13 protein-coding genes are annotated in these 12,529 nt (G+C 70.2%); 10 read left to right on the top strand and 3 right to left on the bottom strand.

The features are described 5' to 3' along the window. The first annotated feature begins 153 nt into the window (after window positions 1-153). From ACFQUV_RS21535 to ACFQUV_RS21525, 3 genes are all read left to right on the top strand, one after another. Window positions 154-1,080, top strand: a complete 927-nt coding sequence (locus tag ACFQUV_RS21535; RefSeq protein WP_129610776.1) for an ABC transporter ATP-binding protein — start codon at window positions 154-156, stop codon at window positions 1,078-1,080. Beyond that, window positions 1,077-1,844 (top strand): ABC transporter permease, encoded by a 768-nt coding sequence (locus ACFQUV_RS21530; protein ID WP_129610777.1) that lies wholly within the window; start codon window positions 1,077-1,079, stop codon window positions 1,842-1,844. The genes ACFQUV_RS21535 and ACFQUV_RS21530 overlap by 4 nt, the downstream gene beginning before the upstream one ends. Window positions 1,845-2,138: 294 nt before the next feature. Next, entirely contained in the window at window positions 2,139-3,623 is a 1,485-nt protein-coding gene (locus tag ACFQUV_RS21525) for a peptidoglycan DD-metalloendopeptidase family protein (RefSeq protein ID WP_129610778.1), read from the top strand. A gap of 108 nt (window positions 3,624-3,731) precedes the next feature. On the opposite strand, the gene ACFQUV_RS21520 is transcribed toward ACFQUV_RS21525, so the two are convergent. Further along, on the bottom strand, window positions 3,732-4,640 hold the full coding sequence (locus ACFQUV_RS21520) for an ATP-binding protein (protein ID WP_155479212.1): 909 nt from the start codon (window positions 4,638-4,640) through the stop codon (window positions 3,732-3,734). 215 nt (window positions 4,641-4,855) lie between these two features. Between ACFQUV_RS21520 and yajC the strand changes: the two genes are divergently transcribed. The 5 genes from yajC to ACFQUV_RS21495 all read left to right on the top strand — a co-directional run bounded on the left by yajC (window position 4,856) and on the right by ACFQUV_RS21495 (window position 9,173). Further along, window positions 4,856-5,203: a preprotein translocase subunit YajC gene (gene yajC / locus ACFQUV_RS21515; protein WP_111385165.1), complete on the top strand. Its 348-nt coding sequence runs from the start codon at window positions 4,856-4,858 to the stop codon at window positions 5,201-5,203. Window positions 5,204-5,294: 91 nt separating this feature from the next. Continuing rightward, a complete protein-coding gene (secD, locus tag ACFQUV_RS21510; RefSeq protein ID WP_111385166.1) occupies window positions 5,295-6,902 on the top strand; it encodes a protein translocase subunit SecD in 1,608 nt (535 codons plus the stop codon). A gap of 13 nt (window positions 6,903-6,915) precedes the next feature. Further along, on the top strand, window positions 6,916-7,914 hold the full coding sequence (gene secF, locus ACFQUV_RS21505; RefSeq protein ID WP_129607392.1) for a protein translocase subunit SecF: 999 nt from the start codon (window positions 6,916-6,918) through the stop codon (window positions 7,912-7,914). Then, entirely contained in the window at window positions 7,911-8,291 is a 381-nt protein-coding gene (locus tag ACFQUV_RS21500) for an Mth938-like domain-containing protein (RefSeq protein WP_129607393.1), read from the top strand. The genes secF and ACFQUV_RS21500 overlap by 4 nt, the downstream gene beginning before the upstream one ends. 45 nt (window positions 8,292-8,336) lie before the next feature. After that, window positions 8,337-9,173 carry a phytoene/squalene synthase family protein gene (locus ACFQUV_RS21495; protein ID WP_129607394.1) on the top strand — a complete coding sequence of 279 codons (837 nt, stop codon included), beginning with the start codon at window positions 8,337-8,339 and terminating at the stop codon, window positions 9,171-9,173. A 15-nt stretch (window positions 9,174-9,188) separates the two neighbouring features. Here ACFQUV_RS21495 and trmFO read toward each other — a convergent pair whose 3' ends face one another. Next, entirely contained in the window at window positions 9,189-10,598 is a 1,410-nt protein-coding gene (gene trmFO / locus ACFQUV_RS21490; RefSeq protein WP_129607395.1) for a methylenetetrahydrofolate--tRNA-(uracil(54)-C(5))-methyltransferase (FADH(2)-oxidizing) TrmFO, read from the bottom strand. Between the two features lie 179 nt (window positions 10,599-10,777). Next, window positions 10,778-10,939 carry a DUF1127 domain-containing protein gene (locus tag ACFQUV_RS21485; protein WP_111385171.1) on the bottom strand — a complete coding sequence of 54 codons (162 nt, stop codon included), beginning with the start codon at window positions 10,937-10,939 and terminating at the stop codon, window positions 10,778-10,780. A 457-nt stretch (window positions 10,940-11,396) separates the two neighbouring features. Here ACFQUV_RS21485 and ACFQUV_RS21480 point away from each other — a divergent pair, with 457 nt between their 5' ends. Next, complete coding sequence (locus ACFQUV_RS21480; protein ID WP_129607396.1) at window positions 11,397-11,822, top strand: hypothetical protein; 426 nt, start codon at window positions 11,397-11,399, stop codon at window positions 11,820-11,822. Between the two features lie 191 nt (window positions 11,823-12,013). Beyond that, the gene (locus tag ACFQUV_RS21475) at window positions 12,014-12,493 is read left to right on the top strand and encodes a MaoC family dehydratase (protein WP_129607397.1); all 480 of its coding nucleotides are present in this window, start codon (window positions 12,014-12,016) and stop codon (window positions 12,491-12,493) included. The last annotated feature ends 36 nt before the right edge of the window (window positions 12,494-12,529 follow it).

Here is a 12,529-nt window from a genome sequence, read left to right as displayed (position 1 = left end):
GCCGTCCACCGATCCGGCAATTCGCACTTGCTCTCGGGCGCCATGGTGCCGATATGTCGCGGGCGGCTCCGTCCGGCGGTCGGCCGCGGGCGGCTCCGCGGTCGGCGGCTGCGCCGTGCCTCACCCCCGATTCGCCGGAGCCCATCGTTCCGCATGTCCCCCGTGATCTCGATCAAGGGTCTGTCGAAGACCTATGCCTCGGGCTTCCAGGCCCTCAAGACCATCGATCTCGATATCCGCCGCGGCGAGATCTTCGCGCTGCTCGGACCGAACGGCGCCGGCAAGACGACGCTGATCAGCATCGTGTGCGGCATCGTGCGGGCCTCGACCGGCACCGTCACGGTCGACGGTCACGACATCGTCTCGGATTATCGCGCCGCCCGCGCGCTCATCGGCCTGGTGCCGCAGGAGCTGACCACCGACGCCTTCGAGTCGGTGTGGGACACCGTCTCGTTCAGCCGCGGCCTGTTCGGCAAGCCGAAGAACCCGGCCCATGTCGAGAAGGTGCTGCGCGACCTGTCGCTGTGGGAAAAGCGCGACAGCCGCATCATGACGCTGTCGGGCGGCATGAAGCGGCGCGTGCTGATCGCCAAGGCGCTGTCGCACGAGCCGCGCATCCTGTTCCTCGACGAGCCGACCGCTGGCGTCGACGTCGAGCTGCGCAAGGACATGTGGGAGGTGGTGCGGGCGCTGCGCGCCTCCGGCGTCACCATCATCCTCACCACCCACTACATCGAGGAGGCCGAGCAGATGGCGGATCGCATCGGCGTCATCAACCGGGGCGAGATCGTGCTGGTCGAGGACAAGGCGACGCTGATGCAGAAGCTCGGCCGCAAGCAGCTCACCATTCAGCTCAACGGTCGGCTCGACGCGGTGCCGCCGCCGCTCGCCGGCTACGCGCTGGCGCTTGCCGACGACGGCGCCGCGCTCGTCTACGACTACGACTCGCAAGGGGAGCGCACCGGCATCACCGGGCTCCTCCAGGACCTCGCCCGCGCCGGCATCGAGTTTCACGATCTCCACACCACCCAGAGCTCGCTCGAGGACATCTTCGTGGATCTCGTGAGGCAGGCGCGATGATCGGCAATCTGCGGGCGGTGCGCGCCATCTACGTGTTCGAGATGGCCCGCGCCGGGCGGACGCTGCTCCAGAGCCTCGTCTCGCCGGTGCTCTCCACGTCGCTCTACTTCGTCGTGTTCGGGGCGGCGATCGGGTCACGCATCACCGAGATCGACGGGGTGCCGTACGGCGCCTTCATCGTCCCCGGCCTGATCATGCTGCTGCTGCTGACCCAGAGCGTCGCCAACGCCTCGTTCGGCATCTACTTCCCGCGCTTCACCGGGACCATCTACGAGATCCTGTCGGCGCCGGTGTCGTATGGCGAGATCGTGCTCGGCTATGTCGGGGCGGCCGCCACCAAGTCGATCATCCTCGGCCTCGTGGTGCTGGCGACCTCGGCGCTGTTCGTGCCGCTGCACGTCGAGCATCCGGTGTGGATGCTCGCCTTCCTGGTGCTCACCGCGGTCACCTTCAGCCTGCTCGGCTTTATCATCGGCATCTGGGCCGACGGCTTCGAGAAGCTCCAGCTCGTGCCGCTCCTGGTGATCACTCCGCTGACGTTCCTGGGCGGCACCTTCTACTCGATCGGGGTGCTGCCGCCGCCCTGGCAGACGATCGCGCTGTTCAACCCCGTCGTGTATCTGATCAGCGGCTTTCGCTGGAGCTTCTTCGGCACCGCCGATGTCCATATCGGGGTGAGCTTGGCGATGACGCTGCTGTTCCTCGGGCTGTGCCTCGTCACGGTGGCGTGGATGTTCCGGACGGGCTATCGCCTGAAAGCGTGAGAGCGCACGCCCGGAGCCGCCGGGGAGGGTGGACTGCTCGCGGCGGCCCACCGCGCCAGCCCCCGATGGACCGGCACATCCATAGTGTCGCGTCAGTAGAACAAATATAGAACTAAGTTGCTGCGGTCCGTTAAGCATATTCGCTGCACGGATTTTGGCGTGTCCGCGTGTCCGCTGCGTGTTCCTTTGTAATCGTAAAGGAATCGTCGTTCGGGAACCCGCAGGGTTAAATCAATCTTTACTCGCTCGGTGCTTAACTCCCTCCCGTGTCCGTGGCGTAGAGTGAGTGAGCCGATGCGTACGATCGTCGAGTCGTCGAGCCCGTATCACGTGTCGCGGGTGCTGGCGGTGCTGCTGGTCGGGCTCGGGGTCGCCAATTGCAGCACGGACTCCAACCGGCTCGCGCAAAGTCCTCTTCAGAATCCCTATGCGGGGGCGCGCCCCTCCTACGAGACGACCGGGTCGTTGCCGCCCGCCCAGGCGGCGCCTGTCGGTCGCGTCGACACGCAGCCGCTCGGCGGCGCGCCGGTGGCGCAGTCGCTGCCGCCGCCCGCCTATGGGGCGCATCATCAAGGCGCCGTCGCAGGCGGCGGGGTCGCCGGGGGCGGGCGTGGCTACGGCTCGTATCAGCCGGCGCCGGCCGCGGCGCTCGATCGTCCCGTCGGCGCGCCCGAGGTCACCGGCACGGTGCCGCGCCTGGCGTCGCCGCCGCGTTCGGCCGCCGGCGCCAGTGCCACGGCGCCCGGTTGGCAGTGGGAGGGCGGCACGCCCGTCACCGTCGCTCCGGGCGACTCGCTCGCCTCTCTCTCGAAGCGCTACGGGGTGCCCGTCAACGTGATCGCCGAGGCCAACGGCCTCGCCGGGCCGGCGGTGCTCCAGCCGGGGCGTCGCCTGGTCATTCCGCGCTATGCCGGGCCATCGGCCGCCGACACCCGTGGTGCAGCCACGCCGGTCGCCGCCTCGATGCCCGCGGGGCGGGCGCCGGCCGGCGGCGTCCATGTGGTGGCTCCGGGCGAGACGCTGGTCGGCATCGCGCGCCGCTACAACACGCCGATCCGCGAGATCGCCGCCGCCAACAACATCCAGCCCCACACGATGCTGAAGATGGGCGACCGGCTGACGATTCCGAACCGCGCCGGCCGCACCGCCCAGCTCCAGGCGGCGCCTGCCGCCGCCCCGGCTCCGGCTCCGGTCGCCGTGCCGGCCCCGGCGCGGACCGCCGCGGCGCCGCTGGCGGCTCCGCCGCGCACGGCGGCTGCGGCTCCCGCGGCTGCACCGCCGCCGGCGCCGGCCGTTGCGCCGACCCGAATGGCCTCGGCCGAGCCCACCGCATCGGTCCACCGCGCGTCGCTGCCGTCCGAGCAGCCGGTCGAGGAGGAGCGTGCCGATCGCAACGGCGCCCTGTCGTTCCGCTGGCCCGTGAAGGGGCGGGTGATCGCCACCTTCGGCAAGGCCAACGGCCAGCAGAACGACGGCATCAATCTGGCGGTGCCCGAGGGCACGGCCGTGCGGGCCGCCGAGGACGGTGTGGTCGCGTATGCCGGGAGCGAGCTGAAGGGCTACGGCAATCTGGTGCTGATCCGTCACGCCAACGGCTTCGTCACCGCCTACGCCCACAACAGCGAGCTGATGGTGAAGCGCAACGATCAGGTGCGCCGCGGCCAGGTGATCGCCAAGTCGGGGCAGTCCGGCACGGTGTCGTCGCCGCAGCTCCACTTCGAGATCCGCAAGGGGTCCGCGCCGGTCGACCCGATGCAGCACCTGCCGAACGGCGCGTAGCCGCCGACGCGGGTCGCTCGCCCCCGGATATCCTCCGAGACCGATCGTTTACTGGAGACGTGAGGGAATGCGCGGGTCGAGCCCGCGCCTAGCGGGGCGGCGCCGGCTTCAGGCCGGCGTGTCGGTGAGGCGAACGCCGAGCCGGCCGGCGAGATCCTGGACGAACTGCCAGGCGACGCGGCCGGAGCGCGAGCCGCGGGTGGTGGCCCATTCCAGCGCCTCGCGGCGCAGCGCGTCGGGTGCGATCGGGATGCCGTGGTGGGCCACATAGCCCTGGACCATGGCGAGATACTCGTCCTGGCTGCAACGGTGGAAGCCGAGCCACAGGCCGAAGCGGTCCGACAGCGACACCTTCTCCTCGATCGCCTCGCCCGGATTGATGGCGGTGGACCGCTCGTTCTCCATCATGTCGCGCGGCAGCAGGTGCCGGCGGTTGGAGGTGGCGTAGAGGATGACGTTCTCGGGCCGTCCCTCGATGCCGCCTTCCAGCACGGCCTTCAGCGACTTGTAGGAGGTGTCGGCGGCGTCGAACGAGAGGTCGTCGCAGAAGACGATGAAGCGGCACGGCGCGCCGCGCAGCATGCCCATCAGCTCGGGCAGGCTCTCGATGTCCTCGCGGTGGATCTCGATCAGCTTGAGGCTGCCGGCCTTGTCGCCGAGCCCGGCATTGACGCCGGCGTGCACGGCCTTCACCAGGGACGACTTGCCCATGCCGCGGGCGCCCCACAGGAGGGCGTTGTTGGCCGGCAGGCCGCGGGCGAACCGCTCGGTGTTGGCGCGCAGGAGGTCGCGCACGCTGTCGATGCCGCACAGGAGCGACATGTCCACCCGGTTGACATGCGGCACCGGGGCCAGGCGATGCCCCTCCGGATGCCAGACGAACGCCTCCGCGGCAGCGAAGTCCGGCGCCGCCGGGGGTGGCGGCGCCAGCCGCTCCAGGGCGGCGGCGATGCGCTCCAGCAGCGTGTCGAGGCTGGCGGGCGGGGCGGCGAGGGGGGTGGTCGAGGGCTGATGCATGGCGTCCGGTTCCGGCCGTTCCATACCGGGGGCGGGCCGCAACCGCAACCCACCGGGCCGGGAAAGCCCCGCCGGGCGCGACACGCCGTCCCTGACGCGGCGTTGCAATCAGCCGGCCCACCGCTATAGTCCCGGCGGATTTTTCGGGTGGGACCGGGCGCGCGCGGCGCCCCCCGGACCTGCCCTCGACCCGCTTTCCCGAGGAGTAGAGACCGATGATCGTGACGCCTGCGTACGCTCAGGCCGCCGGAGCGGCGAGCGGTACCGAGATGATGATGTCGCTTCTGCCGTTCATCCTCATCTTCGTGATCATGTACTTCCTGATCCTGCGGCCGCAGCAGCGCCGCGCCAAGCAGCACCAGGAGATGATCAAGAACGTGCGCCGCGGTGACACCGTGATCACCTCGGGCGGCATGATCGCCAAGGTGACCAAGGTGATCGACGACAACGAGATCGAGATCGAGCTTGCGGATGGGGTGCGGGCGCGCCAAATCCGCAGCATGGTGGCCGAGGTCCGCGCCAAGGGCGAGCCCGTGAAGGACGAGGCCGTCAAGGCGGGCTGACCGCGCCGGCGCCCGGCCGGTCCGCCCGCGGCGCTGCCCCACGGCCCGCCCTCTCGCGGGCCGGCACTCTCTCTCGTAACGGACGACCCTCATGCTCTATATCTCGCGGTGGAAGGCGGTGGCCATTCTGGGCCTGGCGCTGATCGTCTGCCTGTTTGCCGTCCCCAACTTCTTCCCCGACGAGATGGTCGACCGTTGGCCCAAATGGGCGCAACGCCACATCGTGCTGGGCCTCGATCTGCAAGGCGGCTCGCACATCCTGCTCGAGGTCGATTCCAACGCGGTCCGTCGCGAGAAGGTCGAGACGCTGCGTGACGACGTCCGCCGCGTGCTGCGCGACGCCAAGATCGGCTACACCGGCCTCGTCGCCCGCGGCGATTCGGTCGAGGTGCGCATCCGCGAGGGCAGCGACCCGGCCCAGGCGCTCGCCAAGCTGCGCGAGCTGTCGCAGCCGCTCGGCGGGCTGCTCGGCGGCACCGGGCAGCGCTCGGTCGACATCGCCGATCTCGGCAACGGCGCCTACCGCCTGACCATCACCCAGGCGGCGATGACCGAGCGCATCCGCCAGTCGGTCGACCAGTCGATCCAGATCATCGAGAAGCGCGTCAACGAGCTCGGCACCGTCGAGCCGTCGATCCAGCGCCAGGGCGTCGACCGTATCCTGGTGCAGGTGCCGGGCCTCCAGGACCCGACCCGTCTGAAGGAGCTGCTCGGCAAGACCGCCAAGCTGACCTTCCGGCTGGTCGACATGTCGGTCAGTCCGCAGGAGGCGGCGCAGAGCGGGCGGGTGCCACCCGACTCCGAGCTGCTCTACGAGGGCCGCGGCGGCGCCCGCGTGCCGGTGGTGGTCGAGAAGCGCATCATGGTCTCGGGCGAGGACCTCAACGACGCCCAGCCCGGCTTCGACCAGCGCACCAGCGAGCCGATCGTGTCGTTCCGCTTCAACACCTCGGGCGGCCGCCGCTTCGCCCAGGTGACCCAGGAGAATGTCGGCCGGCCGTTCGCCATCGTGCTCGACAACGAGGTGATCTCGGCGCCGGTGATCCGCGAGCCGATCCTCGGCGGGTCGGGGCAGATCTCCGGCAACTTCTCGGTGCAGAGCGCCAACGATCTGGCGATCCTGCTGCGGGCCGGCGCCCTGCCGGCGCCGCTCACCATCATCGAGGAGCGCACCGTCGGCGCCGGCCTCGGCCAGGATTCGATCGACAAGGGCATCCGCGCCACCTGGATCGGGTCCCTGATGGTGATCGCCTTCATGTTCGCGACCTACGGGCTGTTCGGCCTGTTCGCCAACATCGCGGTCGCCATCAACGTGGCGATGATCTTCGGTATCCTGTCGATGCTCAACGCGACGCTGACGCTGCCCGGCATCGCCGGCATCGTGCTCACGGTCGGCATGGCGGTCGACTCGAACGTGCTGATCTACGAGCGCGTGCGCGAGGAGGTGCGGGCCGGACGCTCGGCCCTCAACGCGCTCGACGCCGGCTTCAGCCGGGCGCTCGCCACCATCGTGGACTCCAACACCACGAGCTTCATCGCCGCCGCGATCCTGTTCTTCATCGGCTCCGGCCCGGTGAAGGGCTTCGCCCTGACGTTGGCGATCGGCATCATCACCACGGTGTTCACCGCCTTCACGATGACGCGGCTGATGATCGCGACCTGGGTGTGGTGGAAGCGCCCGCGCGTCATCTCCATCTGATCGAGCCCCCACCATGCGCCATCTCCGCATCGTCCCGGACGACACCAATTTCGACTTCATGCGCTTCCGGCGCATCAGCTTCCCGTTCTCGGCTGCGATGTCGGTTCTGGCGCTGCTCGCGTTCTTCTTCGTCGGCCTCAACTACGGCATCGACTTCCTCGGCGGCACCCTGATCGAGGTGCAGTCGAAGGCCGGCCCGGCCGATCTCGCCAAGATGCGTTCGACCCTGAACGCGCTCGAGCTCGGCGACGTCCAGCTCCAGGAGTTCGGCTCGCCGCGCGACGTGATGATCCGCATCCCGCAGCAGCCGGGCGGCGAGGAGGCCCAGCAGGCGGCGGTCGCCAAGGTGCGTGGCGCGCTCGGCGACACGGTCGACTACCGGCGCGTCGAGGTGGTGGGACCCCGCGTGTCGCAGGAGCTGCTGATCAGCGGCACCATCGGCATGATGCTCGCCGTGTTCGGTATCCTGCTCTATCTCTGGTTCCGGTTCGAGTGGCAGTTCGCGCTCGGCGCCATGATCGCCAACGTCCACGACCTGGTGCTCACCGTCGGCTTCATGTCGCTGTTGCAGATCGATTTCGATCTCACCAGCGTGGCGGCGCTCCTCACCATCCTGGGCTATTCGGTCAACGACACGGTGGTGATCTTCGACCGCATCCGCGAGATGCTGCGCCGCTACAAGAAGCTGCCCATCGATCAGCTCATCAACATCGCCATCAACTCGACGCTGTCGCGCTCGATCATCACCCACGTCACCGTCACGCTCGCGCTGCTGTCGCTGCTGATCTTCGGCGGGCCGACCCTCTACAGCTTCTCGGCCACCATGACGTTCGGCGCCGTGCTGGTCGGCTCCTACACGTCGATCTTCATCGCCTCGCCGATCCTGATCTATCTGGGCGTCGGCCGGAACCGCGAGAAGGGCGGCGTCGAGGACGAGGCCGACGAGGCGACGGCGGACGACAAGAAGGGCGGGGCGCCGCTGCCGCTGGTGAAGGGCGGGCGCGGCGCGTGAGCGACGCGGGCGACCGGCACCTGCCGCGACCGGCGCTGATCGAGTCGTACGGCGACGGCGGCTTTCGTTTCGGCGACCTGTCGCATCGCGGCTCGGTGCTGTGCCTGCCGAACGGCATCTGGGCTATTCCGCCGACGACAGCGGATGCCATTGGCGAGGCCGAGATCGATCGGGTGATCGCCGCCGAGCCGTCGGTCGAGTATCTGCTGATCGGCGCCGGCATGGTGCCCTGGCCGGTGCCGGAGCCCTTGCGGGCGCGGCTGCGTCAGCACGGCATCGTGGTCGAGAGCATGACCACCGGCGCCGCGGTGCGGACCTGGAATCTGCTGCTGGTCGAGCGGCGGCGCGTCGGCGCCGTGCTGATCGCGGTGGACTGAGAGACGACGGATGCCGGCGTGTCGCGGCCGCGCTAGTCTCCGCCCATGACGGCCGAGTCTTTCGCCCATTGCGAGACGCTGGTGCGCGCTGCCGACCGCGACCGCTGGCTGGCAGCCCTGTTCGCACCGGCCGCGCAGCGGCCGCATCTCCTGGCGCTCTACGCCTTCAACGTCGAGGTGGCGCGGGTGCGCGAGGTGGCTCGGACCCCGATGGCGGGCGAGATCCGGCTCCAGTGGTGGCGCGATGCGCTCGGCGGGGAAGGCCACGGCGAGGTGCGGGCCAACCCGGTCGCCGACGCGCTGCTCGCCACCGTGGCGGCCCATGCTCTGCCGACGGCGCCGCTGCTGCTGCTGCTGGAGGCGCGGGCGTTCGATCTCTACGACGATCCGATGCCGAACCTCACGGCCCTCTACGGGTATGTGCGGAAGACCTCGTCGGCGTTGATCGAGCTGGCCGGCCGCATCCTGGCGGGTCCCGACCCGATGATCGCGGCGCTCGCCGGCCCGGCCGGGATCGGCTCGGGCCTGGCGCGGCTGCTCCAGGCGATGCCGGCGCATGCGGCGCGTGGGCAGGTCTATCTGCCGGCCGATCTCCTGGCCCGCCACGGGGTGGACCCGGCCGACATCGTCGAGCGCCGGGAGAGCCCGGGCCTGCGGGCCGCACTCGCCGACCTGCGCGAGCGGGCGCGGCTGGAGCTGGCCGAGGCCGAGCGGGCCCGCGCCATGCTGCCGGCGGCGGCCGGTCCCGCCTTCCTGCCGGTGGCGCTCGCCGGACCGCTGCTCGATCGGCTGGAGGCGGCGGACGATCCCTTCGCCCGGGTCGATCTCGCGCCCTGGCGGCGGCAGTGGATTCTGTGGCGGGCGGCGCGCCGGTCCAGGTGATGGCCGCGCCGCTGGTCAGGCGGGGGAGACCGGCTCGGCGGCGGCTCGCCAGGCATCGAGATCGGCGAGCGCCCGGGTGGTCAGCGCCTGCTTGCGGGCGAGCGTCTTGGCGGCGCCACGCAGCCGCGGCGCCCCGGGCTGGCGCACCGGCGCGGCGGCGAGCGGCGGGAACAGCCCGAAATTGACGTTCATGGGCTGGAACGAGCGCGGCCCCGCGTCGATGGTGACCACATGGCCGCCGGTGATGTGGCCCAGCAGGGCGCCGTGCGCCGTGGTGGGCGGCGGCGGCGCGACCGGCTCGCCGCGCCGCTCGGCCGCCGCGAAGCGGCCGGCGAGGAGCCCGACGGCCGCCGATTCGACGTATCCCTCGCAGCCGGTGATCTGGCCGGCGAAGCGCAGCCGCGGCATGGCGGCGAGCCGCAGGGTCGGATCGAGCAGCCGGGGCGACTCCAGGAAGGTGTTGCGATGGATGCCGCCGAGGCGTGCGAACTCGGCCTGCTCCAGTCCCGGAATCATCCTGAACACACGCACTTGCTCGGCGTGCTTCATCTTGGTCTGGAAGCCCACGATGTTGAACAGCGTGCCGAGCCGGTTGTCCTGGCGGAGCTGAACGATGGCATGCGGCTTCCGCTCCGGATGGCGCGGATCGGTGAGCCCGACCGGCTTCATCGGCCCGAAGCGCAGGGTGTCGCGGCCGCGCGCCGCCATCACCTCGATCGGCAGGCAGCCGTCGAAATAGGGGGTCGACGCCTCGAAGTCGCGGAACGGCACCGTCTCGGCGGCGAGCAGCGCATCGACGAACGCCTCGTACCGGGCGCGATCGAGCGGGCAGTTGAGGTAGTCGGCGCCGGAGCCGCCGGGACCCGCCTTGTCGTAGCGCGACTGCGCCCAGGCGACCGACATGTCGATGGAATCGCGGTGGACGATCGGCGCGATGGCATCGAAGAAGGCGAGGGAGTCGGCCCCGGTGAGGCCGCGCACCGCCTCGGCGAGCGCCGGCGAGGTCAGCGGGCCGGTGGCGACGATGACGCTGTCCCACTCGGCGGGGGGCAGGCCGGCCACCTCCTCGCGCGCGATGGTGACCAGGGGATGAGCGGTGAGCGCCGCCGTGACGGCCGCCGAGAAGGCGTCACGGTCGACCGCCAGCGCGCCGCCGGCCGGCACCTGGTTGGCATCGGCGGCCCGCATGATCAGCGATCCGAGGCGGCGCATCTCGGCGTGCAGCAGGCCGACCGCATTGGTGGCGGCATCGTCGGAGCGGAACGAGTTGGAGCAGACGAGCTCGGCCAGGCCGTCGGTCCTGTGGGCCGCGGTGGCGTGGACGGGCCGCATCTCGTGGATCACCACGGGAACACCGCGGGTGGCGATCTGCCAAGCGGCTTCGCAGCCGGCGAGTCCGCCGCCGATGACGTGAACGGGTTGCATGGCCCGGATATAGGGGAGGGAGGCGCGGCTTGGGAAGCGCCGTCGCGTCCGGGGGTGCCGACCGGAAGGCGCCGCGGACGCGGCGACCCCCAAAAGAAAGCGCCCGCCACGGGGGCGGGCGACTTTTCTTTCCGTAATGGGTACCGCCGACGGCGAGCACTCCGGGACGAACCGCGGTCTCAGTCGACCCGTGCGGCCTCCCAGGCGACCCGCTGGATGTCGGCGCGCAGAATGCCGATATCGGCAAGCTCGCGGTCGCCGAGCCGGCTCAGCTCGCGCAGGCTGGTCTGATAGCGATGCCACACCCGGATCATGTGAACCAGGTTGGAGAAGACGTACATGACAACCCCCTTGAGACGACGTCGTGGGTGACGCCCGGCCGCGTGGACGCTGCCCACGCGGCCGTCTTGTTGCACAGATAGGTTGCCAAAATCGGGCGAAAAGCCTCAGGTTTTGCGCTTCAGCTATTCGGCTGATGCATTATTAGGCAAAATACTGCCTTGACAGTGAGCAGAATGGGCGAGCGGCAGACGCCCGCATTCGCGGCCGGTCGGGGCAGTGGGCGGGTCAGCCGGTGATAGCGCTTGAACCCGGGCGCATGCTACGGCGACAAAGAGCGGGGACGCCGCTCGTTTCGTTGGCGATGCGCGACACCGACCAGCCGCCAGGGGCGGCCGAAGGCCACTGCGCCATTCGGTCGGCGCGCCGGTCGCGTCGCGGTCTCGCAGCCGTTCTGGGCGAGCCGATCACCATGGGTCACTTGCCGGCTACGCCGACAATCATCATCGGAGGATGGGAATGAAGCGTCACCTCTTGGCTCTCGCGGCGGCCGCAGCCGCGCTCACCGTCGTCTCGGCGGCGCAGGCGGCGCCGCTCTCCGCGGCGGGCGCGCTGGGCGCGGCGGCCGATGCCGCCACGGTCGGAACGACGGTCCAATACTACTGGGGCGGCAACCGTTACTGCTGGTATGGCGGCGGCTGGCGCGGCCCGGGCTGGTATCGCTGCGGCTTCGCCTGGCGCCAGGGCTATGGCTGGGGCGGCCCCATGGGCTGGCAGGGCTGGCGGTACGGGCCGGCGCCGGTCTACCGGCCGGCTCCCGTGTATCGGCCGGGTCCGGTGGTGCGTCCGGGCTACCCGATCCATCGGCCGGGGCCGGTGGTGCGTCCGGGCTATCCGATGGGACCGGGGCCGGGCCGCGTGGTGCCGCACGGCCATTATCGCTGACACCTCGGGCGTCGTTCCGTCGCCGCCGACACATTGGACGGGCCGCCTGTCGGGCGGCCCGTTTCGATTCGGCCATCGTGTTAGACCATCGTCCGGGGGGCGCCACCGAGGGTCACGCTTGCCAGGGCGCATATCCCATGGTGCTCTGCCGCGGTTCGTGCATCGCTGCCATCCTGCAACGAGAGAGGACCATGGCCGTCGACACCGTATTGGAGCCCCGCAGCCTCTATTTCGAGGACCTCGCCATCGGCATGAGCGAGACCTTGCAGCGGACCGTCACCGATGCTGCGGTCCGCGCCTTCGCGGATGTCAGCGGCGACCACAACCCGATCCATCTCGACGAGGCTTATGCGGCCGGCACGCTGTTCAAGACCCGCATCGCCCACGGCATCTTCTCGGCCAGCCTGATCTCGGCCGTGCTCGGCATGCGGCTGCCCGGCCCCGGCGTCATCTACTTCTCGCAGACCCTGAACTTCCGCGGCCCGGTGCGGATCGGCGACGTCGTTCACGTGCGGCTGGAGATCGCCGAGCTGATGCCGGAGAAGTGCCGCGCCCGGATCGTCTGCACCTGCAAGGTAGGAGACGAGGTGGTGGTCGACGGCGAGGCCTGGGTGAAGGTGCCGTCGCGGCTGCCCAAGCCCGATGCGCCGAAGCCCGACGCGAAAGCCTGATGCGCCGGCGCGGGCGGAGGCTCGCCCGCGCTCCCC

The organism is Rhodoplanes sp. P11 (assembly GCF_964266735.1).
Lineage (GTDB): Bacteria > Pseudomonadota > Alphaproteobacteria > Rhizobiales > Xanthobacteraceae > Rhodoplanes > Rhodoplanes serenus.
This window is presented reverse-complemented; position numbering and strand designations above follow the sequence as displayed.

What these genes read in the sequence shown, in the direction of transcription:
- ACFQUV_RS21535 (WP_129610776.1), top strand. Translation starts at nt 154, where the DNA reads ATGTCCCCCGTGATCTCGATCAAGGGTCTGTCGAAGACCTATGCCTCG.
- ACFQUV_RS21530 (WP_129610777.1), top strand. Translation starts at nt 1,077, where the DNA reads ATGATCGGCAATCTGCGGGCGGTGCGCGCCATCTACGTGTTCGAGATG.
- ACFQUV_RS21525 (WP_129610778.1), top strand. Translation starts at nt 2,139, where the DNA reads ATGCGTACGATCGTCGAGTCGTCGAGCCCGTATCACGTGTCGCGGGTG.
- ACFQUV_RS21520 (WP_155479212.1), bottom strand. Translation starts at nt 4,640, where the DNA reads ATGCATCAGCCCTCGACCACCCCCCTCGCCGCCCCGCCCGCCAGCCTC.
- yajC (WP_111385165.1), top strand. Translation starts at nt 4,856, where the DNA reads ATGATCGTGACGCCTGCGTACGCTCAGGCCGCCGGAGCGGCGAGCGGT.
- secD (WP_111385166.1), top strand. Translation starts at nt 5,295, where the DNA reads ATGCTCTATATCTCGCGGTGGAAGGCGGTGGCCATTCTGGGCCTGGCG.
- secF (WP_129607392.1), top strand. Translation starts at nt 6,916, where the DNA reads ATGCGCCATCTCCGCATCGTCCCGGACGACACCAATTTCGACTTCATG.
- ACFQUV_RS21495 (WP_129607394.1), top strand. Translation starts at nt 8,337, where the DNA reads ATGACGGCCGAGTCTTTCGCCCATTGCGAGACGCTGGTGCGCGCTGCC.
- trmFO (WP_129607395.1), bottom strand. Translation starts at nt 10,598, where the DNA reads ATGCAACCCGTTCACGTCATCGGCGGCGGACTCGCCGGCTGCGAAGCC.
- ACFQUV_RS21485 (WP_111385171.1), bottom strand. Translation starts at nt 10,939, where the DNA reads ATGTACGTCTTCTCCAACCTGGTTCACATGATCCGGGTGTGGCATCGC.
- ACFQUV_RS21480 (WP_129607396.1), top strand. Translation starts at nt 11,397, where the DNA reads ATGAAGCGTCACCTCTTGGCTCTCGCGGCGGCCGCAGCCGCGCTCACC.
- ACFQUV_RS21475 (WP_129607397.1), top strand. Translation starts at nt 12,014, where the DNA reads ATGGCCGTCGACACCGTATTGGAGCCCCGCAGCCTCTATTTCGAGGAC.